Annotated in this window: 18 protein-coding genes; 14 read left to right on the top strand and 4 right to left on the bottom strand. The window is 65.9% G+C overall.

The window, feature by feature from the left end:
* Window positions 1-78 precede the first annotated feature (78 nt).
* From mihF to LFT46_RS10790, 6 genes are all read left to right on the top strand, one after another.
* The gene (mihF, locus tag LFT46_RS10815) at window positions 79-396 is read left to right on the top strand and encodes an integration host factor, actinobacterial type (protein WP_200830713.1); all 318 of its coding nucleotides are present in this window, start codon (window positions 79-81) and stop codon (window positions 394-396) included.
* 45 nt (window positions 397-441) lie between these two features.
* Entirely contained in the window at window positions 442-1,035 is a 594-nt protein-coding gene (gene gmk / locus LFT46_RS10810; RefSeq protein ID WP_142133756.1) for a guanylate kinase, read from the top strand.
* A 15-nt stretch (window positions 1,036-1,050) separates the two neighbouring features.
* A complete protein-coding gene (gene rpoZ, locus LFT46_RS10805; RefSeq protein ID WP_003800778.1) occupies window positions 1,051-1,311 on the top strand; it encodes a DNA-directed RNA polymerase subunit omega in 261 nt (86 codons plus the stop codon).
* Window positions 1,312-1,349: 38 nt separating this feature from the next.
* The gene (coaBC, locus tag LFT46_RS10800) at window positions 1,350-2,585 is read left to right on the top strand and encodes a bifunctional phosphopantothenoylcysteine decarboxylase/phosphopantothenate--cysteine ligase CoaBC (RefSeq protein ID WP_236819575.1); all 1,236 of its coding nucleotides are present in this window, start codon (window positions 1,350-1,352) and stop codon (window positions 2,583-2,585) included.
* A gap of 106 nt (window positions 2,586-2,691) precedes the next feature.
* The gene (gene metK / locus LFT46_RS10795; RefSeq protein WP_236798450.1) at window positions 2,692-3,927 is read left to right on the top strand and encodes a methionine adenosyltransferase; all 1,236 of its coding nucleotides are present in this window, start codon (window positions 2,692-2,694) and stop codon (window positions 3,925-3,927) included.
* 60 nt (window positions 3,928-3,987) lie between these two features.
* A complete protein-coding gene (locus LFT46_RS10790; protein ID WP_236819574.1) occupies window positions 3,988-6,069 on the top strand; it encodes a primosomal protein N' in 2,082 nt (693 codons plus the stop codon).
* Between the two features lie 13 nt (window positions 6,070-6,082).
* Here the strand turns inward: LFT46_RS10790 and LFT46_RS10785 are convergent, their stop codons facing one another.
* Genes LFT46_RS10785 through LFT46_RS10770 form a run of 4 tightly spaced genes read right to left on the bottom strand, consistent with a single transcriptional unit; the run spans window position 6,083 to window position 9,950 of the window.
* Window positions 6,083-7,162 (bottom strand): glycosyltransferase family 4 protein, encoded by a 1,080-nt coding sequence (locus tag LFT46_RS10785; RefSeq protein WP_236819573.1) that lies wholly within the window; start codon window positions 7,160-7,162, stop codon window positions 6,083-6,085.
* Complete coding sequence (locus LFT46_RS10780; protein ID WP_236819572.1) at window positions 7,159-8,088, bottom strand: alpha/beta fold hydrolase; 930 nt, start codon at window positions 8,086-8,088, stop codon at window positions 7,159-7,161. The genes LFT46_RS10785 and LFT46_RS10780 overlap by 4 nt, the downstream gene beginning before the upstream one ends.
* A gap of 7 nt (window positions 8,089-8,095) precedes the next feature.
* Window positions 8,096-8,965, bottom strand: coding sequence for an aldo/keto reductase (locus LFT46_RS10775; protein ID WP_236819570.1), 870 nt, complete (start codon window positions 8,963-8,965; stop codon window positions 8,096-8,098).
* A gap of 19 nt (window positions 8,966-8,984) precedes the next feature.
* Window positions 8,985-9,950 carry a sugar-binding transcriptional regulator gene (locus tag LFT46_RS10770; protein ID WP_236802862.1) on the bottom strand — a complete coding sequence of 322 codons (966 nt, stop codon included), beginning with the start codon at window positions 9,948-9,950 and terminating at the stop codon, window positions 8,985-8,987.
* A 125-nt stretch (window positions 9,951-10,075) separates the two neighbouring features.
* Between LFT46_RS10770 and LFT46_RS10765 the strand changes: the two genes are divergently transcribed.
* The 8 genes from LFT46_RS10765 to LFT46_RS10730 all read left to right on the top strand — a co-directional run bounded on the left by LFT46_RS10765 (window position 10,076) and on the right by LFT46_RS10730 (window position 20,288).
* On the top strand, window positions 10,076-11,899 hold the full coding sequence (locus tag LFT46_RS10765) for a glycerol-3-phosphate dehydrogenase/oxidase (protein ID WP_236819568.1): 1,824 nt from the start codon (window positions 10,076-10,078) through the stop codon (window positions 11,897-11,899).
* A 90-nt stretch (window positions 11,900-11,989) separates the two neighbouring features.
* The gene (locus tag LFT46_RS10760; protein ID WP_236798444.1) at window positions 11,990-12,739 is read left to right on the top strand and encodes an MIP/aquaporin family protein; all 750 of its coding nucleotides are present in this window, start codon (window positions 11,990-11,992) and stop codon (window positions 12,737-12,739) included.
* A 39-nt stretch (window positions 12,740-12,778) separates the two neighbouring features.
* Window positions 12,779-14,293, top strand: a complete 1,515-nt coding sequence (gene glpK, locus LFT46_RS10755) for a glycerol kinase GlpK (protein WP_236819566.1) — start codon at window positions 12,779-12,781, stop codon at window positions 14,291-14,293.
* 331 nt (window positions 14,294-14,624) lie between these two features.
* Entirely contained in the window at window positions 14,625-17,150 is a 2,526-nt protein-coding gene (leuS, locus tag LFT46_RS10750) for a leucine--tRNA ligase (protein ID WP_236819564.1), read from the top strand.
* 86 nt (window positions 17,151-17,236) lie between these two features.
* Window positions 17,237-18,247, top strand: coding sequence for a DegV family protein (locus tag LFT46_RS10745; protein WP_236819562.1), 1,011 nt, complete (start codon window positions 17,237-17,239; stop codon window positions 18,245-18,247).
* An 86-nt stretch (window positions 18,248-18,333) separates the two neighbouring features.
* The gene (locus LFT46_RS10740; RefSeq protein WP_236798440.1) at window positions 18,334-18,633 is read left to right on the top strand and encodes a DUF4193 domain-containing protein; all 300 of its coding nucleotides are present in this window, start codon (window positions 18,334-18,336) and stop codon (window positions 18,631-18,633) included.
* 154 nt (window positions 18,634-18,787) lie between these two features.
* Window positions 18,788-19,303, top strand: a complete 516-nt coding sequence (locus tag LFT46_RS10735) for a DUF805 domain-containing protein (protein ID WP_236819560.1) — start codon at window positions 18,788-18,790, stop codon at window positions 19,301-19,303.
* Window positions 19,304-19,394: 91 nt separating this feature from the next.
* Window positions 19,395-20,288 carry a ComEA family DNA-binding protein gene (locus LFT46_RS10730; protein WP_236819558.1) on the top strand — a complete coding sequence of 298 codons (894 nt, stop codon included), beginning with the start codon at window positions 19,395-19,397 and terminating at the stop codon, window positions 20,286-20,288.
* Window positions 20,289-20,449: the final 161 nt, after the last annotated feature.

Genomic DNA, 20,449 nt, shown 5'->3' with positions numbered 1-20,449 from the left:
GCACCAGAGGGTAGTTTCAGGACAGGTCCAAGGGCGGCCGCCCTTGGATGAAATCCGCCGACTTCGGGGGTGTCCGTGATGGTCCTGCGACCTTTATCTGCGTCTGAACGGGCCGATGCCCTGGGCAAGGCGGCAGCCGCCAGGGCCACCCGGGCCGCCGCCAAGGAAAGCCTTCGAAACGGCGACAGGTCCGCCGCGGACATCATCAGCTCGGCACTGGAGGATGACGCGCTGGCCCGCATGAAAGTCTCTGAGCTGCTCGAGGCCCTTCCCGGCATCGGCAAGGTACGGGCCGCCGCGATCATGCAGCAGCTGGGCATTGCAACCTCCCGCAGGGTCAGGGGCCTGGGCGTCCACCAGCGCCGGGCGCTGGTAGATTTTATAGATGAGCATTGAGGCAGGCAGCGCCTGTCTTTCCCCCAACTGCGGCAAAAGGAATACGTGAGCAAGAAACCTGGACTGACAGTCCTCGCAGGTCCGACGGCTGTTGGCAAAGGCACCGTGTCCACCTACATCCGTGACAATTACCCCGAGGTGTGGCTTTCCGTCTCAGCCACCACCCGCGCACCCCGGCCCGGGGAGGTCGACGGCGTTCACTACTTCTTCAAGTCCAAGGAGGAGTTCGAGCAGCTCATTGCGGATGGTGAACTCCTGGAATGGGCGGTGGTCCACGGCCAGAACACCTACGGCACCCTGAAGAGCACCGTGAACCGGGCCATCGCTGAAGGCCGGTCCGTGCTGCTGGAAATCGACCTGCAAGGCGCCCGCCAGGTCAAGGCAGCCGTCCCGGACGCCCAGTTCGTCTTCCTGGCCCCGCCCACCTGGGACGAAATGGTCCGCCGGCTGGTGGGCCGGGGCACCGAAACGCCGGAAGAACAGCAGCGGCGCCTGGAAACCGCTAAACTGGAACTTGCTGCTGAACCGGAGTTCGACCACACCGTCATCAATGACGACGTCCGCCGGGCAGCGGACGAGCTTGTTTCACTCATGGGGCTGACACCGCATCCACACCTGCCGGAACCGTCAGCCCGCTAGGAATTTGGAGAATTCGTGTCCACGAACCTTGAAGGCATCATCAACCCGCCGATCGACTCGCTGCTCGAAGCAGCCGACTCCAAGTACGGCCTGGTGATCTTCGGTGCCAAGCGCGCTCGTCAGATCAACGCCTACTACGCCCAGCTGCACGAGGGCCTGTTCGAATACGTCGGACCCCTGGTTGACACCAAGCTGAACGAAAAGTCGCTCTCGATCGCCCTGCGTGAGATCAACGAAGGCAAGCTGGTTTCCACGCCGATCGAAGCCGCAGAGTAGTCCTGCCGCTGAACTGACTTGCTGTTGACGGAGGTCACGTGCGCATAGTCCTCGGAGTCGGGGGAGGGATTGCCGCCTATAAGGTGGCATCGCTCCTCCGGCTTTTTACTGAAGCCGGCCATGACGTCACCGTGATCCCCACGGAGGCGTCCACCCGCTTCATCGGAACCGCCACCTGGGAGGCGCTGTCCGGCAACCCCGTGAGCAACAGCGTCTTCGACGACGTGCACCTGGTCAACCACGTCCGCCTGGGCCATGAAGCGGACCTCGTCGTGGTGGCACCCGCCACGGCAGATCTCCTTGCGAGAGCTGCCACGGGCCAGGCCGGGGACCTGCTCACCAACACGCTGCTGATGGCGCACGGCCCCGTGTTGTTCGCCCCAGCGATGCACACGGAAATGTGGCAGCACGCCGCCACCCGCGCCAACGTCGAAACCCTGCGCTCCCGCGGCGCTGCCGTCCTTGAACCCGCATCCGGCCGTCTCACCGGGGCCGACTCAGGTCCGGGAAGACTGCCCGAGCCCCAGATGATTTTCGACGCAGCCATGGCACTGGTGCAGGGACAGTCCGACTACCAGCTCCCGCTTGCCGGCCGCACCGTGACCATCAGTGCCGGCGGCACCCGCGAACCGTTGGACCCCGTTCGCTTCCTCGGCAACCGGTCATCCGGCAAGCAGGGCGTGGCCCTGGCGGTCGCCGCGCGGAACGCCGGCGCCAGCGTGCGGCTGCTGGCAGCCCACATGGACGTTCCACCGCCGGCCGGCGTGGACGTTGTCCGCGTGGAGACTGCCCTGCAGCTCCGCGAGGCTGCGCTGGCCGCCGCTGCCGGGTCCGATGTCATCATCATGTCCGCAGCAGTAGCCGACTTCCGCCCCGCGGCAGTCTCGGACACCAAGATTAAGAAGCGCGACGACACGGCAGACCCCGTCATCACCCTGGTCCGCAACCCGGACATCCTGCAGGAGCTCGTGGAGCAGCGCAATGCCGGACCGGCCCAATCCGGGCAGCTCATTGTAGGGTTCGCGGCCGAGACCGGGGATGGCCAGGGGGACGTCCTGGCGTATGCGGAGGCAAAGCTGCAGCGTAAAGGCTGCGACCTGCTGGTGGTCAACCATGTGGGGACGGACAAAGTCTTCGGGCAAGACTCCAACTCCGTGGTCATCCTTTCGCGCTCCGGCTCCGAACCGCAGGAAGCATCGGGAACCAAGACTGAGGTTTCGGAAGCCATCATCAGACGCATCAGTTTTGAACTGAACCGCGTTGCTTCGAACTGAACGTGTTCGCCTTGGCCGGGTGTTCCTGGCCACGTTTGCTTAGCACGGGGACATCTACGGACTTCTCCCTGACGGGAGTACCAACACCAACCAGTAAGGTAGTTGAGTGACTTTACCGCTGCACCTTCCCCACACCCACGGGGCCACGCCCTCCGCGCTCCGGCTCTTCACGTCCGAGTCGGTCACTGAAGGCCACCCGGACAAGATCTGCGACCAGATCAGCGACGCCATCCTGGACGCGCTCCTGTCCGCTGATCCAGAGTCCCGCGTGGCCGTGGAGACCATGGCCACCACCGGCCTGGTGCATGTGGCAGGCGAAGTCACCACTGATGCATATGTTGAAATCCCGCAGATCGTCCGTGAGACCATCCTGGGCATCGGGTACGACTCGTCCGCCAACGGGTTCGACGGCGCCCGCTGCGGCGTGTCCGTTTCCATCGGACAGCAGTCCAACGACATCGCTGGTGGCGTCTTTAACTCCCTCGAGGCCCGCGAAGGCCGCCAGGAGGACGACTACGACCTCCAGGGCGCCGGCGACCAGGGCCTGATGTTCGGCTACGCCAGCGACGAGACGCCGTCCTACATGCCAACGCCCATCTGGCTGGCCCACCGGCTCTCCGAACGCCTCACCGACGTCCGCAAGACGGGCCAGCTGGCCTACCTCCGCCCCGACGGCAAGACCCAGGTCACCGTCGGTTATGACAAAGACGTTCCGGTGTCTGTGGAAACCGTGGTGATTTCCAGCCAGCACGCCGAGGGCGCGAGCCTTGAGCAGCTGCGCGCCGACCTCGCCGCCGTCGTGATTGAACCTGTCCTGGCTGCCGCCAACCTGGATATTTCCCGCGCGGCCAACATCCTCAACCCTGCCGGCGAGTTTGTGATCGGCGGCCCTGTGGGCGACGCCGGCCTCACCGGCCGCAAGATCATCGTGGACACCTATGGCGGCATGGCACGCCACGGCGGCGGCGCCTTCTCCGGCAAGGACCCGTCCAAGGTTGACCGCTCCGCGGCGTATGCCATGCGCTGGGTGGCCAAGAACGTGGTAGCCGCGGGCCTGGCCAAGCGCGCCGAGATCCAAATCGCCTACGCCATCGGCCAGGCGCGGCCGGTGGGAACCTACGTGGAGACGTTTGGCACCGAAACCGTGGATCCGGCCCGAATCAGCGAAGCCATCGCCGAAATTTTCGACCTTCGTCCCAGGGCCATCATTGATGCCCTGGACCTCAAGCGGCCCATCTACGCCAAGACAGCCGCCCACGGCCACTTCGGCCGGGATGACCCCGACTTCACCTGGGAGCGGCTGGACCGGGTTGACGACCTGAAGGCGTACTTCAACGCCTAATGTCAGTGGCCGGTGCTTTGCTGTTCGTGTCAAACCGGTAGCTGAACGGAGGTAACTGTCATGGGTTCTGACAGCTCCGTCCAGCCAACCCTTTTGCAGGGTTTCCCCGCACGCAAAATGCCCGGCGGCGTTGCAGTTGCTGCCCAACTGCCGGTGGCAAGGGTCCTGGTTGAGTCCTCCCTGCCACACCTCGACCGCCCCTTCGACTATGCCGTCCCTGAGCCGCTGGACCAGGCCGCCCAGCCGGGAACCCGGGTGAAGGTCAAGTTCAACGGCCAGGACCTCAGCGGATACCTCCTTGAGCGGCTGGAGGAGTCCGACGCCGGACACACCCTTGTGCCCCTGGCTAAGGTGGTGTCCCCGGTCCAGGTCCTCGCGCCCGCTGTCAGGGACCTTGCCACCGCCGTTGCTGCCCGTTACGCCGGTACCGTCAGCGATGTCCTCCGACTGGCGGTGCCACCGCGGGTGGCGAAACTTGAAAAGGACTATCCCCACTCGCTGGGCGCGGAGGAGGCGGTGCCCGCGCCCGAGGCGGGAACCCCCGCCGTTTCCGCCTGGGGTGCGTACCGCACAGGTGCTGCTTTTCTCCGGCACCTGGCGGGTGGGGGCTCGCCCCGCGCCGTCGTCAACCCCCTCCAGGGGTACGGGCCCGCAGGCTGGCCGGACCTGCTGGCCCAGGCCGCTGCTGCCGCCTATGCCTCCGGCCGGGGATCAGTGCTCGTGGTACCCGACTACCGGGATCTGGACCGGCTCGAGGAAGCGCTCAACGGGCTGGTGCCGTCCGGGGCCGTGGCCCGGCTCACCGCAGATGACGGCCCCACGCCGCGGTACCGCAACTTCCTGCGATTGCTCGCCGGCACCGCGAAAATCGCCATCGGCACGAGGTCCGCCGCGTTCGCCCCTGTTCAGGACCTGGGGCTGGTGGCCTGCTGGGACGACGGCGACGACCTTCACATCGAGCAGCGCGCACCATACGCCCATGCCCGGGAGGTCCTGCTCCTGCGGGCCGAGCAGGAAGGCACCGCCTGCCTGCTTGCCGGACATGCCCGCAGCACCGAAGTGCAGCGGTTGGTGGAAGCCGGGTGGGCCGTCCCGGTCGAAACCGAGCGTGGAACCCTCCGCAGGACCGTTGCCCGCGTCGTGAGCACTGCGGACAGCTTCGAACAGGCGCGCGATCCCTTGGCCACCCTCGCCCGCCTCCCGCACGCGGCATGGCAGGCCGCCAAGGAAGGACTGGAACGCGGGCCCGTGCTGGTGCAGGTGGCCAGGGCGGGTTACGCGCCCTCGCTGGTATGCGAAACGTGCCGTGAACCGGCCCGCTGCGGCCGCTGCCAGGGACCCCTGGCGCTGGCCGGAACATCAGCGCTGCCGCAGTGCCGCTGGTGTTCCACCCCGGCACCCGACTGGAAGTGTTCCCACTGCGGGGGCCGGAGGCTGCGCAAAGGCGCCACCGGAGTGCTGCGCACCGCTGAGGAACTTGGCCGCGCATTTCCCGGCACAACAGTCATCACGTCCTCCGGGGACCAAGTGAAGGCCAGGGTGGGCCCCGGCAAGGCGCTGGTCGTGGCCACGGTGGGGGCCGAACCTGTCGCAGAGGACGGCTACGCTGCCGCCCTGCTCCTGGACGGGGATTCCCTGCTCCGCCGCGAAACCCTCCGTGCCGGCGAAGACACCGTGCGGCGCTGGTTCAACGCTGCAGCCCTGGTCCGTCCCGCCCCGGACAAGGGTCTGGTGGTGGTTACGGCCTCGGACGCAGCCGCCACCGGCGCGCTGCTGCGGTGGGATCCGGCAGGATACGCCCAGCGCGAGCTGTCCCTCCGAACGGAGCTGCAGCTGCCCCCGGCAGTGCGGATCGCATCGGTGACGGGGCCGCGGGCTGCCGTGGAACACTTCACCGGCGCCGTGGAAGCGGACCTCGCACGCGCCGGAATAACGCTCCGCGCCGCAGGCCCGGCGCCGCTGCTGCTGACCGCTCCGCCCTCCGGCAGGCGCTCGGCCGAAGACGTACGGACCCTGCTGTTCTTCCCGTACGGCCAGGCGTCCGCCGTCGTCCGCGTCCTAAGGGTCACCCGGGCAGCCGTGGCGGCCAAACGCGCCATCGACCCAGTGCAGCTGCGCTTGGACGGTGTGGATGTGCTCTGAGGGTTGACCTGCTCTAGGCCAGCTGCCTTTTCGCCATGACCTCGTGCGCCGCTTCCACCAGCTGGCGTGCCGACTCGTCCCAGCTGAACTCGCTTGCCCGCGCAATGGATCGCCGGGACAGATCCTGCCAGTGCGCATCATCCTGCAGTCGTGATACCGCGTCCGCGAACTGCCCCGGGGACTCCGGGTCCACATAGAGTGCGGCGTCCGCACCCACTTCCCGGAAGATCGGAATGTCGCTGGCGATCACCGGGGTGCCCAAGGCCATGGCCTCGACCAGGGGAAGTCCATACCCCTCGGCCCTGGACAGGCTCACCAGTGCAGTGGCCCGGCGCAGCAGCGCGTCATACTCCGCATCCGTCACGCCGTTGTGGAACACCACGGAGGCGCCCGGCGGAATGATGCGTTCCAGTTCGGCGCGCCGCTGGGGCGTTATGCGGCTGAGCAGGTGCAGGGTGTAGCCGGGCAGCCCGGCCATGCCCGCCACCATGGTCTCCACATTCTTGTACGGCATGAACGAGCCCATGTAGATGATGGTTTTGTCGGCTCCACCAGACGGGTTGCGGGGTTCCTGGGCAGGCTGCGGGGCGTTGGCGATGATGCGCACGGGCCGGCCCGTTAGCCGGTACTTGGCCATCAGGGCCTCTGTAGTGCGGCTGATGGTGGCTACGATGTCCGCGCGGTTGAGGAGCAGGCGCTGCGGCCAGAAAGCCTTGTGGTACAGCCGCCAGAGCACGCGCACGGGTGCGGGCAGGAAACCCGGGGGAGCGGGGTGCTCGTAGTAAATGAGGTCGTGCAGGGTGAGGATGAGGCCGTACTTGCGGCCCCAGGTGCCCATGGTCTGCATGGGGCACACCACCACGTCCGCTCCAATGCCGTTGACCGTCCGGGCGACGAACAGCTCGCGGGGGGAGAGCGGGCTGCTGATGAGCGTGTACGGAACGTCCGGCAGGAGGGCCAGCTGCCGGACATCGGAGACCAGCATGGACACGTCGGCGATCTTCGCCGTGGCAGCAATCAGGCTTGCTCCGTAGCGGCTGATGCCGTCGTGGTGGTCGGTGCGGGTGAAACGTGCATCGATGACAATCTTCACGCGGGGTGGTCCTCCAGGAAGCTGCGGATGTAGCGGGCGGCCGGTTCCGGCGTTTCGTAATGGATCAGGTGTCCGACGCCGGGGATCACCTTCAGTTGCCCGTCCGGCAGCAGGGCCAGGAGGCGGTGCTGGTTGGGAAGGGTGGCAATTTCGTCCTTTTCGCCGGCGATCAGCAACACAGGAAGGTCCAAGCGGTCCGCCACCTCCGCCACATGGTTGCTGACGGAGGCCGTGAAGGACTCCAGCAGGCTGTCCCGGTCGGCGAAGGAACTGAAATAGGCGTGGTGCTGTCCGTGGATGTAGGCGCGCAGCTCCCTGTCGCGCGTCTTGGCCATGGTTTCGCTCATCACCCGCACAATCAGCGGATTGCGCAAAAGCGCCAGCCCGGGCTTCCGGGGAAGCCGGGCCGCCAGCCGGTAGTAGAGCACGGCCAGCCGGGTCATCACCCCCTTGGGTCCCTCCAGCGCCGGGGCGGCGATGGGGTTGATGAGGATCAATGGGTTTACGCTGTCCGGGTTGTTGGCCACGAAGTGTGACGCCACGATGGAGCCGAAGGAATGTCCCAACAGCACGGTGTCCGGCCCCAAGCCCTGGGATGCCATGAAATCGGTGATGAACTGTCCGTAACGCTCCACCGAGTGCGGGTCGCTGGCGAAAGCGTCGGAACCGCCAAAGCCTGGCAGGTCCGGCATGATGACACGCATGTCCGGGAGCTGGTCCGCCACGCGCAGGAGCCCGTGGTGGTCGCCGCGGAACCCGTGGACCACCAGGATGGTCCGGGTATGCCGCGTCTCTTGGAGGGGTTCGTAGGTCCAGAAGGCCACCGTTCCGCCGTCGAGGGTCACGGTTGAGGCGGACGTGCGGGCGGCAAGGCCGGGGCTCAGGTACGCCGGCGCAGGGGCGGTCTCCGGGTTCACAGTATTCATGCCCGGCCTAGTTGACGTTGTCCGGGTGGGACCCGGTCCGCTGCCCGCGGTCCAGCTCCTTGATGGCCGCCAGGTCACGCTCTGAAAGCTCGAAACCGAAGACGTCGAGGTTCTCCCGGATCCGCGCTTCGGAGCTGGCCTTGGGTATGGCGATGTTTCCCAGCTGCATGTGCCAGCGGAGGACCACCTGCGCCGGCGTCCTGCGGTGCTCCGCGGCGCAGGCCTGGATGACGGGGTCGGCAAGGACCTGTCCTCGGCCCAGCGGACTCCATGCCTCCGTGTGGATTCCGAGTTCCGCGTGCTTGCTGCGCAGTTCTTCCTGCTGCAGCCAGGGGTGGAGTTCGATCTGGTTGACGGCGGGGACCACTTCGGCGCTTTGCAGCAGGCGGTCGAGGTGCGCCGGCTGGAAGTTGCTCACGCCAATGGCACGGACCCTGCCTTCACGGTAAAGCGTCTCGAGCGCGCGGTAGGTTTCGGGGAACAAGCCGCGGCGGGGGCAGGGCCAGTGGATCAGGTACATGTCCACGTAGTCCAGGCCCAGGTTGACCATGGAGTCGTCGAATGCCCGCAGCGTTGCGTCGTAGCCGTGGTGGTCATTCCACACCTTTGTGGTAACGAACACGTCTTCGCGGCCCAGGGGCGGAAAGAGCTCCCCGGAACCACCGCTGCCGGCCCCGGCGCCCAGCTGGGAACTGATGCCCCTCGCCACGCCGGTTTCGTTACCGTACATGGCGGCCGTATCGAAGTGCCGATACCCAACGGCGAGCGCGGTGGCCACCAGGCCTTCCGCGTCTGCTGCCGGCACTTTGTAGAGCCCGAAGCCGAGCTGGTCTATCAGCACGCCATTGTTCAGGCTGAGCCGGGGTGAGGTTCTCATGGCACCGACTCTACCCACTTCAGCTGGTCAGCCCCTCGTAATCGACCAGGCGGCGTGCAGTTGCTTCATCAAGGATCAGATCGGTGGCGAGCCGCGCCGCCAGGGCACCGCGCAGGCCGTTGATCTTGGACACCCCCGACACCACGCAGATCCTGCGGCGGACCTGCCGCAGCTGGGCCAGCGCAGGGCCGGTGGACCTTTCGTTCAGGACGATCCCGTCGGAGGAACCGTCGGCACGGAAGAAAACGGTGGCCACGTCACCCACGACGTCGGAGTTGGCGAGCGCGTTCAGGTCGTCCTCGTCCAGGTACCCGCCCGCGTAAACATGGCTGGGGTAGTCGGCGTGCACGGAACCGACACCGAAAATGGCGATGCTCATCTTGGCCTGCAGCTCCAGGACGCGCTGTACGCTGCGCTCATTCCACATGGCCGTCTTGGTGGCGGCGTGGTCAAAGAAAGCCGGGACGGGAAACTGCTCCACCCGGGCCCCGTAAGCGCTGCCGAACCTGCGCATGATGTCGCTTGCATAGGTAATGCCCGTGGTGTGCATGTTGCCGGCACCGTTGAGCTGGACGATGACGCTGTCATGCGTGATCTTCCTGGTGAGGTGCCTGCTCACCGCACTGAGGGTTGATCCCCAGGCCACCCCGATGATGGCGTTGGAGTCCACCAGGGGCCCGATGGTCCGGGCCGCTTGCATGGCTACCCGGTCCAGGGTCTCCGCCTCGTTGAGCGTCCCGAGGATCGGAACCACATGGACATCCAGGTTGTACCGGCGTCGGATCATTCCCTCCAGCTCCGGGCCGGTGTCCAGGGGGTTGCGGATTTGGATCTGCACCAGGCCGGACTCCCTGGCTGAGGACAGGAGGCGGGAAACAGTGGACCGGGAGGTGCGCAGTTCACGTGCTATCGCATCCATGGTCAGGTCCTGCAGATAATACATTTGTGCAGCTCGGAGGGCATCTTGGTCCCGGGAAAGTGCCATCTCAGTTCCGTTCTGCACGTTTGTGCATAGTCCTTGACTCCATTTTCCATTTCTCCGAACAATAGAGCAGAACGGCGGCGCCACCAAGCGGTGCCCGCATCACACAAAGCCCCAAGGGAGTAGTTTTGGGACCCAAGGATTCATCTGCTCAACCCTCTGTCAGCGCGCCCCTTCCAAGGGCCGAACGCCCCTCGGTCCACAGCCTGCGGCGCCGCCCCCACGCGAAGGTGCTGGTAGTGGGAGGTGGCATCAACGGCGTTGGCACGTTCCGTGACCTGGCCCTGCAGGGCGTGGACGTCGCACTGGTGGAGCGCGGTGACTACTGCCAGGGTGCAAGCGGCGCATCCTCGCACATGATCCACGGCGGCATCCGCTACCTCGAAAACGGTGAATTCCGCCTGGTCCGTGAGTCCGTGGTGGAACGCAACCGCCTGCTGAAGATTGCCCCGCACTACGTCAAGCCTTTGCAGACAACAATCCCGATCTTCAGCACCTTCTCCGGGATCCTGTCCGCACCGCTGCGCTTCCTGACGCACAAGCAGCAGGGCAAGCCCAAGGAGCGCGGCGCGTTCCTCATCAAGGCCGGCCTCAGCCTCTACGATTCGTTCTCCCGTGACGGCGGGACGGTGCCGCGACACCAGTTCCGCACCCACAAGGCGGCCCTCCAGGAGCTCCCGGATCTCCGCCCCGACGTCAAATACACGGCGACCTACTTCGACGCCTCCGTCCACAACCCGGAGCGGCTGACGCTCGACGTCCTGCAGGACGGCGAAAAGGCGGGCCGCGCGGGCAATGCCCAGGCCGCCGGAGCGCAGGGGAACACTGCCCGGGCCAGCAACTACCTCTCACTGCAGTCGATGTCGTCCGCACCCAACCCGGGGACTGGCCGTGGCAGCACGGTCCGGCTTCGCGACGAACTCACCGGGGAAGAATTCGACTTCACGGCTGACATCATCGTCAACACCACCGGGGCATGGGTGGACCTCACCAACGAGTCCATGGGCGCTGCATCGTCCTTCATGGGCGGCACCAAGGGCTCGCACATCGTGCTTGACCACCCCGGCCTCCTCGCGGCCTGCCGCGGACGCGAAATCTTCTTCGAGCACACCGACGGCCGGATCGTCCTCATCTACCCCATGGGCGACCGCGTACTGGTGGGCACCACCGACGTGGATGCGGACATGACGGAGGACGCCATCTGCACGGATGAGGAGATCCAGTACTTCTTCGACCTCATCGGCCACGTCTTCCCCTCGATCGCGGTGACGCCCGACGACATCGTCTACACCTTCTCCGGTGTGCGCCCCCTGCCGAGCCACGACGCCACGCAGCCCGGCTTCGTCTCCCGCGACTACCGTATTGAACGCCGCGCCTCCGGCGACAACGGAAGCGGTGCCATCGTCCTGAGCCTGGTGGGCGGCAAGTGGACCACCTTCCGTGCCCTTGCCGAGCACCTGACCAACGAGGTCCTCTCCGAACTCGGCGTACAGCGGAAAGTGTCGACGGCGCAGCTCCCCATCGGCGGCGGCGCCGGCTTCCCGGCCGATGAGGCCGGCGAACAGAAATGGATCAAGGCACACATGGGCGCCGGCCGTGACGCAGACCGCACAGCCGGACTGCTGACCCGCTACGGGACACGCGCCGAAGCAGTGATCTCGTACCTCGATGCGGAACCCGACCAGCCACTGCGCTCCACCCGCGAACTCACTGTCCGTGAACTGGGGTTCATGGCGGCGAATGAGCAGGTGGGGCACCTGGTGGATGTGTTCATCCGGCGCACCTCCCTTGCCTTCCGCGGACTGGTCACCGGCGAACTTCTCAATGAAGTGGCAGAGGTGTTGTCCGTCCCGCTCAAGTGGGACGCCGCAACCCGCGCTGCTGAGATCAAGCACGCCCAGGACGTGCTGCAGCGTTTCCACCGCGTGGAAACGCACAGCCTGGTCTCCTAAGGCCGGGCAGCCGGCCGGGACGCGCCAGCGTCCCGGCCAACGGTTCTTCACCCACGGAGAACCGACAACTAAACAAAGAAGGAGTCAAAGATGTCTCTAGGAATAGTCTTCCTCTCCGAAGTCTTTGGCACGGCAATGCTGACCCTGTTGGGTTGCGGCGTCGTTGCCAACGTGGCTTTGCGGGGGACAAAAGGCAATGGCGGCGGTTTCCTGATGGTCACGTGGGGATGGGGTATCGCCGTGTTCTGCGGCGTATTCGTTGCCGCCAAGTCGGGCGCGCACCTGAACCCGGCTGTCACTCTTGGCCTGCTGCTCAACGGCAAAGCCGAGTATGCCCCCGGCGTCGCCGTGGATTTCGCATCTACCCTCACCTACTTCGGGGGCGAGATGGTGGGCGCTTTCCTTGGCGCAGTCGTCTGCTGGCTGGCGTACAAGCAGCACTTCGATGACGAACCGGAACCCGCCGGCAAGCTTGGAACCTTTTCCACCGGCCCTGCCATCCGATCCACCTCATGGAACCTCATCACCGAGATCATCGGCACTTTCGTACTGGTTTTCGTCATCCTCACTTTGGGCGGCACCCCCTCCGGCCTGGGCCCGCTCGCCGTCGCCCTGCTGGTGGTTGGCATCGGTGTTTCCCTTGGCGGCCCCACCGGCTACGCCATCAACCCCGCCCGTGACCTCGGCCCCCGCATCGCGCACGCTGTGCTTCCCATCAAGGGCAAGGGTTCCAGTGACTGGGCGTACTCCTGGATCCCCGTCGTCGGACCGCTGGTCGGCGGCGCGCTCGGTGGCCTGGTGGCCCGCATTGTTCCCATCATCGTCACAGCTGCTGCCTGACCCACACCCATTCCAACCAACAAAGACAAGGACGTCATCATGAACCAGTACGTAATCGCCATTGACCAGGGCACCACCAGCACGCGCGCCATCATTTTCGACCACAGCGGCGCCATTGTCTCCAGTGGACAGATGGAACACGAGCAGATCTTCCCGCAGGCCGGCTGGGTGGAACACGACGCAACGGAAATCTGGAACAACACCCGTGAGGTCATTGGCTCGGCCCTCTCCAAGGCGAACCTGACGCGGCACGATATCGCCGCCGTCGGCATCACCAACCAGCGTGAAACGGCCGTGGTGTGGGACAAGACCACGGGCAAGCCCGTGTACAACGCCATTGTCTGGCAGGACACCCGCACCCAGGACATCGTGGACCAGCTGGCCAAAGACGGCGGGGCAGACCGCTTCAAACAAAAAGTGGGCCTGCCGCTGGCCACCTACTTCTCCGGCACCAAGATCAAATGGATCCTGGACAACGTTGACGGCGCCCGGGAAAAGGCCGAGGCCGGGGACCTGGTCTTCGGCAACACCGACGCCTGGGTCCTGTGGAACCTGACCGGTGGCGTTGACGGCGGCGTCCACGTCACCGACGTCACCAACGCTTCCCGCACCCTGTTCATGGACCTCGAAACCCTGCAGTGGGACGACGAAATCCTCGGCATCTTCGGCGTACCGCGCAGCATGATGCCGGAAATCAAGTCCTCCTCGGAGGTTTACGGCACCGTCCACAGCTCCCAGCTGCTCCGCGAGACGCCGGTGGCCGGCATCCTTGGCGACCAGCAGGCCGCAACGTTCGGCCAGGCCGCCTTCGACGCCGGTGAAGCCAAGAACACCTACGGCACAGGCTGCTTCCTGATCTTCAACACCGGCGAGGAAATCGTCCACTCCAAGAACGGCCTCCTCACCACCGTCGGGTACAAGCTCGGCGACGCCAAGCCGCATTACGCCCTCGAAGGGTCGATCGCGGTCACCGGCTCCCTGGTGCAGTGGCTTCGGGACAACCTGGGCATGATCAGCAGCGCACCGGAAGTGGAGACGCTGGCAGCGGCGGTCAAGGACAACGGCGGTGTCTACATCGTCCCGGCCTTCTCCGGCCTGTTCGCCCCGTACTGGCGCTCCGATGCCCGCGGCGCGATTGTCGGCCTGACCCGGTTCGTGAACAAGAACCACATTGCCCGGGCCGCGCTGGAAGCCACCGCGTTCCAGACCCGCGAGGTCCTGGATGCGGTCAACGCGGACTCAGGCGTGCCGCTGAGCGAGTTGAAGGTCGACGGCGGCATGGTGGCCAATGATGCCTTGATGCAGTTCCAGGCGGACATCCTTGGCGTCCCGGTCATCCGCCCCAAGGTCATCGAGACCACCGCGCTGGGTGCTGCCTACGCGGCAGGCCTGGCCGTCGGGTTCTGGAAGGACCTGGGCGAATGCTCCGCCAACTGGTCCGAGGACAAGCGCTGGGAACCGCAGATGGACCAGGCCGAACAGGACCGCCAGATGCGGCTCTGGAAGAAGGCGGTCACCAAGTCCATGGATTGGGTCGACGAGGACGTTCGCTAGATCCAACTTAGGTTGAGGAAGGCGGCCCCTGCCCCGCCCGCTTCGCGGTGCCCACCACACCCGGGCGAGGGGCCGCCTTCCTCAACCCTTCCGCGGCCTGTCTCACGTGCGTGGCCTGTTTCCATGTAGTGGTGGACACGCGGTAAGGTGAACGTATGCGTGCGATCCTTCTGCTTAGTTAGCCGCCGGCTCCGATTATCGGACAGCTGAGCGGCAGCCCCTCCCTTCGTGAGGGGCTTTTGTGTGTCCGGGGCTTTGCGCCGGACCGGCAGCAGGGGGATCAGGCCGTTATGGCAGCACAAATGCCGTAACAGAACAGAAGAGGGCAGCAGTGGGCGTTCAGCCGGAGACAGAGACCGGAACAGCAACAACAGTATCGGCGGAGCCTGAAGAGGGCACCTACAGTTTCACCGCCATTGAGGCCAAATGGCCCCAGGTGTGGGAGGACCTCAAGGTCTTCACCCCCGTGGACGACGGGTCCCGGGAGCGTCGCTACGTGCTTGACATGTTCCCGTACCCCTCAGGTGACCTGCACATGGGCCACGCGGAAGCGTTCGCCATGGGCGACGTGGTGGCCCGCTACCTGCGCCAGCAGGGCTACGACGTGCTGCACCCAATCGGCTGGGACTCCTTCGGCCTGCCCGCGGAAAACGCCGCCATCAAGCGCAACGCCCACCCCAGTGAGTGGACCTACGCCAACATCGACACCCAGGCAGCGTCCTTCAAGCGGTACGCCATCTCCGCCGACTGGTCGCGCCGCCTCCACACCTCCGACCCCGAGTACTACCGCTGGACCCAGTGGCTGTTCAAGCGGTTCTACGAGCGCGGACTGGCCTACCGGAAGAACTCCCCGGTGAACTGGTGCCCCAAGGACCAAACCGTCCTGGCCAACGAGCAGGTTGTCAACGGGGCCTGTGAGCGCTGCGGCACCACGGTCACCAAGAAGTCCCTGAACCAGTGGTACTTCAAGATCACTGACTACGCGGACCGCCTGCTGGACGACATGGAAGAGCTGCGCGGCCACTGGCCCGAGCGCGTCCTGGCCATGCAGAAGAACTGGATCGGCCGGTCCGAGGGTGCCCACGTCAACTTCGTGATCGAGGCCGACGGCGGCAAGCCCGCCAAGGAGGTCACGGTCTTCACCACCCGCCCGGACACCCTCTACGGGGCAACGTTCTTCGTGGTGGCAGCCGACGCGCCGCTCGCCGTCGAACTCGTTACCGACGAGCACGCCGCCGCCCTGGACGAATACCGCGAACGGGTCAAGGCACTCTCCGAAATCGAACGCCAGTCCACCGAGCGCGAAAAGACCGGCGTCTTCACCGGCCGCTACGCCGTCAATCCCCTGAACGGCGAGAAGCTGCCCGTCTGGGCCGCCGACTACGTCCTGGCGGACTATGGCACGGGCGCCATCATGGCCGTGCCGGCCCACGACCAGCGCGACCTCGACTTCGCCCGCGCTTTCGGCCTGCCCGTCCGGGCCGTCCTGGACACGGGCGAGGAGGACCCTGCTGTTTCCGGCACGGCCACCGCGGGGGAGGGCACCCTGATCAACTCCGGCGAGCTCAACGGCCTGCCCAAGGCCGAGGCCATTCCTGCCGCCATCGCCATGCTGGAGCGGCAGGGCACGGGTGAGAAGTTCGTGAACTTCCGGCTCCGCGACTGGCTGCTGAGCCGCCAGCGCTTCTGGGGCACTCCCATCCCCATCATCCACTGCCCGTCCTGCGGCGAAGTTCCGGTTCCTGATGAGCAACTGCCGGTCACCCTGCCCTCGGACCTCCGCGGCGAGGACCTGGCTCCCAAGGGCACCTCGCCGCTGGCCGCCGCTGAGTCCTGGGTCAACGTCGAGTGCCCCACCTGCCACGGCCCCGCCAAACGGGACACCGACACCATGGACACGTTCGTGGACTCGTCCTGGTACTTCCTGCGGTTCGTATCGCCGCACTACACGGAGGGCCCCTTCGATCCGCAGAAGATCAACGACTGGATGCCTGTCGGCCAGTACGTGGGCGGCGTGGAGCACGCCATCCTCCACCTGCTGTACGCGCGGTTCTTTACGAAGGTCATTCATGACCTGGGCATGATCGATGCGGACGAACCCTTCAGCGCACTCCTCAACCAGGGCCAGGTGCTCAACGGCGGCAAGGCCATGAGCAAGTCGCTGGGCAACGGTGTTGATCTCGGCGAACAGCTGGACAAGTACGGTGTGGACGCTGTCCGCCTGACCATGGTGTTCGCTTCCCCGCCCGAGGACGACGTGGACTGGGCCGACGTTTCGCCGTCGGGCTCCGCCAAGTTCCTGGCCCGGGCGTGGCGCCTGGCCCAGGATGTCACCAGCGGGCCCGGTGCCGATTTCGCCGCGGGCGACCGCGCACTGCGCTCGGTCTCGCACCGCACCATCGCCGATGCAGCCGAGCTCCTGGACGCCAACAAGTTCAACGTGGTGGTGGCCAAGCTGATGGAACTGGTCAATGCCACCCGCAAGGCGATTGACTCCGGGGCAGGAGCATCCGACCCGGCAGTCCGCGAGGCGGCCGAGGCAGTGGCTGTGATCCTCAGCCTGTTCGCGCCGTACACGGCCGAGGACATGTGGAACCTGCTGGGCCACCCCGCCTCCGTTGCCAATGCGGGCTGGCCGGCGCACGATCCCGCGCTCCTGGTCCAGGAGACGGTCACTGCCGTTGTCCAGGTCCAGGGCAAGGTCCGTGACCGGCTGGAGGTTTCCCCGGATGTTTCCGAGGACCAGCTGCGCGAGCTGGCCCTGGCGTCGGAGAACGTGCAGCGTGCCCTTGACGGCCGGGGCATCAGGACAGTGATCGTCCGTGCCCCTAAGCTGGTGAACATCGTCCCGGCATAGCCGCATCCGCAGCATGGGCCGGCCGTCGGGGGTTGTCCTCCGGCGGCCGGTCCTGGCTGAGCCGGTCACCGTCTCCAGGAGGCCCTTTGCCTGACAGTAACGCCGCCGCCTGGCCGTGGGTGCGCGCACGGCTCTCCGGCCTCCGTCCCGCGGCCCGGCCGGGCACGGGACGCGGTGGAGGCGCTGTGGTCCGCACCGCCGTCGTGACCGACTCCGCCGCCGCCCTCCCTGCGGACTATCCACGCGGGCTACCGTGCGACGGGATCCTGACGGTGACGCCCATGCCCGTCATGGTGGGTGCGGAAATTTACGGCGAAGGTGAAGACGACATCCTGGAGACCATCGCCCTGGCATTGGCCGCGGGGACTCCGGTCAAAACGTCCAGGCCATCACCGGGACAATTTGAGCAGGCCTACCGCGCCGCTCAGCTTCATGGGTTCGATGCGGTCGTGTCCGTCCACATCTCCGGCGAGCTTTCGGGCACGGCAGATTCCGCACGCCTGGCTGCAGCCAGGGTAGGAATTCCCGTCGACGTGGTTGATACGCGGACCGTCGGCATGGCGCAGGGGATGGCGGTTCAAGCCGCGGTGAACGCGGCGGCCGCTGGTGCGGACCGGGCGGCGGTGGCCGCTGCGGCGGCCACCCAGGCGGACCGCACCAAGGTCTTTTTCTATGTACCCAGCCTCGAACAATTGCGGCGCGGCGGGCGGATCGGAGCCGCTGCGTCGCTGCTGGGCACCATGCTTGCCATCAAACCCATCCTGGCACTCGACGGCGGCAGGATCGTGCCGCTCGAAAAGGTGCGGTCCGCTGCCAGGGCCGTGGCGCGCCTTGAGGAAATTGTTGTGGCCGCAGCCGCACCCCATCCGGGTCAGTCCGTGCGCCTTGCCGTCCATCACTTCGGCAACCCGGAGGAGGCTAAGAGCCTGGCGGCGAGACTGGAAGCCGCTCTTCCGGATTGTCCCCCCGCGCAGATCAGCTCCCTGCCGGCGGTCCTGGCCGCCCACGCCGGGCTGGGTGTCCTGGCGGTCATTGTGGGCAGGGTGGAAATCGAGGAGCGGCCCGCAACTGACGGGCACGCGCAGCGCCTGAAATGAGGCAGCAGTTCCGGCAGGGAATTCTTTCGTTGGGCTGTACGTTGCAGGACCGGTAACACCCATCAAGCGAAAAGAGATGTACCTTCGTGGCAACCGATTACGATGAACTCCGCACCGACGTCAAGGAATCCCAGGAAAACTCGCTGGAGGCACTGAAGTCCGCCAAAGCGCCGGACGCGCAATCCGTGGTTCAAGAGCTCGACGAGGCTGACACCCTGGACGGGCTCACCCCTGGCGGGGAGTTCATCGCCGAAGAGCTCGTCGTCCAGGTGATTCCCCAGGCTGACGACGAGTTCACCTGCTGGTCCTGCTTCCTGGTCCGCCACCGCTCCCAGAAGGCGCGGGAAAAGGACGGCCATGCCTACTGCACTGAATGTGAGGGCTGAGCGGCTCCGGTCGGAGGCCCCGCAACTTACTGGTTTTCTGTCTTCACCAAGCTTTTGTCCGCGCTTGGTCCTGGAGTAGGGCCCTCTGGCCCAGGTCCTGCGCCTCCTGTTTCCGTAGCATTGGCGGCAGCGACGTATCGGAAGGGACAGTTCGATGACCATGCAGCAGTCCCCGGACGCTTCGCGGAACGCAGTCCCGGGGCTGGATTTCCCCTACTACGGCGCTCCGCCCGTCGAGGCAGTCAAGCGTGTATTCCAGAAGTACGCCGTCTTTACCGGACGAGCCAGTCGCAGTGAGTATTGGTGGTGGTTCCTCGCCTCCGGACTGGCGTCCGCCGTGTTGAACTCGATCAGCCCGACAATCGTCAATGGGCAAGTGACGGGGTCCAGTGCGCTCGGGGGTATCTGGTTCCTCGCCACTGTGGTCCCTTCGCTCGCTGTGGCGGTCCGGCGCCTCCACGATGCCAACCTCAGCGGCTGGTTGTTGCTCCTCGCCCTCATACCGGTGCTCGGATGGATTATCCTCATCGTGCTGCTCGCGCAGCGTGAGAACCCGCTGGGCCAACGGTTCGACAGGTACTCCCGAGCCGGGTATTGGCAGACTCCAGCAGGACCCGGATACAACTCCCCGCCTGCGCCTCCGGGTTCTGACGGACTTACCCCCTCATAAGCTGCCCCCGCTGCACGCTGCCGTCGGCATGTTTCCACATAGGGCCACCGGTTCCTCGCCGTTTAACCGGTTGGGTTCCTATGGTGGAGCTATGTCACGCGGGGATGCTGGAACAGCAGGTCAGCAGGCGCGGCACGCACACGCCAGGCTTCAAGCGACCCTCGGTAAGGCACCTCCCGGACTTCTGGAGCCTGGCCTGGGTCAGACGGGTTTTGAGTTCCGGGGCTCCGGCGAGGGGGATGGAACTGAAAGTGAATCCGGCCGGGCACCTTCACTACGATGGCGGGTCGGCCTGCGCGTCGCCGTGCTGCTGGCCGCGCTGGCCGCGGCCGCCGGCGCGTGGTTCTGGTGCCAGGCAGGATCGGCAGTTACGGAGGTTTTGCCGCTGAGCGGGGTGGATGCCGGGGGACTCGCAGAAGAATCCAAGGGTGACGTCCCTGCGGGTTCGGCCCATGACCCTGCTTCAAGCCAGGGGGAGCCCAACAGTGCGGTACTGGTGGTGGTCCACGTCGCCGGAGCTGTTGCCAAACCTGGGGTTATCCGGCTGCAGCAGGGCAGCCGCGTAGATGACGCGATTGCTGCAGCGGGTGGCGCTTTGGCTGACGGCGATGCCAACCGGCTCAACCTTGCGCTTATGGTGGAGGACGGCCAGAAAATCTACGTCCCGCAGCATGGGGAACCCCTGCCCGCCGGGTCGGATGCTTCAGCTTCGGAAGGCACAGGGCCGGATGGATCCGGGGCCAGCTCCTCCGGGGCAAGCGGTACCGTGCAGCAGGGGACCCAGGGTGCGAAGGTCAACCTGAACACCGCCGGCGCCGCTGAACTGGACACGCTGCCAAAGGTCGGCCCGGTGCTGGCACAGCGAATTGTGGAATGGCGGAAGGAACATGGTCCTTTCAAGAGCGTCGAAGAGCTGGACGCTGTGGACGGTGTTGGCCCCAAGATGCTTGAGGCCTTGCTTCCCTTGGTCACGGTCCAGGGGTAACCGTGGCCACCAGTCCGGGCAGGAGAAATACGAACCGGCGGCGGGTGGGGGCCGTCCGGAATCCCAGGAGTGGGAAAGGAATGCTGCGTCCTGAGGCGGAAAGGCAGGGAACGCGACCGTCAGTAACCCGGCGTCCAGGAGTAAAGAGCCCGTGGAGCCGG

Origin of the sequence: Arthrobacter sp. FW306-07-I, from assembly GCF_021800405.1 — a bacterium.
Lineage (GTDB): Bacteria > Actinomycetota > Actinomycetes > Actinomycetales > Micrococcaceae > Arthrobacter.
This window is presented reverse-complemented; position numbering and strand designations above follow the sequence as displayed.

What these genes read in the sequence shown, in the direction of transcription:
- LFT46_RS10730 (WP_236819558.1), top strand. Translation starts at nt 19,395, where the DNA reads ATGTCACGCGGGGATGCTGGAACAGCAGGTCAGCAGGCGCGGCACGCA.
- LFT46_RS10760 (WP_236798444.1), top strand. Translation starts at nt 11,990, where the DNA reads ATGTCTCTAGGAATAGTCTTCCTCTCCGAAGTCTTTGGCACGGCAATG.
- glpK (WP_236819566.1), top strand. Translation starts at nt 12,779, where the DNA reads ATGAACCAGTACGTAATCGCCATTGACCAGGGCACCACCAGCACGCGC.
- LFT46_RS10770 (WP_236802862.1), bottom strand. Translation starts at nt 9,950, where the DNA reads ATGGCACTTTCCCGGGACCAAGATGCCCTCCGAGCTGCACAAATGTAT.
- LFT46_RS10780 (WP_236819572.1), bottom strand. Translation starts at nt 8,088, where the DNA reads ATGAATACTGTGAACCCGGAGACCGCCCCTGCGCCGGCGTACCTGAGC.
- mihF (WP_200830713.1), top strand. Translation starts at nt 79, where the DNA reads ATGGTCCTGCGACCTTTATCTGCGTCTGAACGGGCCGATGCCCTGGGC.
- LFT46_RS10735 (WP_236819560.1), top strand. Translation starts at nt 18,788, where the DNA reads ATGACCATGCAGCAGTCCCCGGACGCTTCGCGGAACGCAGTCCCGGGG.
- LFT46_RS10775 (WP_236819570.1), bottom strand. Translation starts at nt 8,965, where the DNA reads ATGAGAACCTCACCCCGGCTCAGCCTGAACAATGGCGTGCTGATAGAC.
- LFT46_RS10790 (WP_236819574.1), top strand. Translation starts at nt 3,988, where the DNA reads ATGGGTTCTGACAGCTCCGTCCAGCCAACCCTTTTGCAGGGTTTCCCC.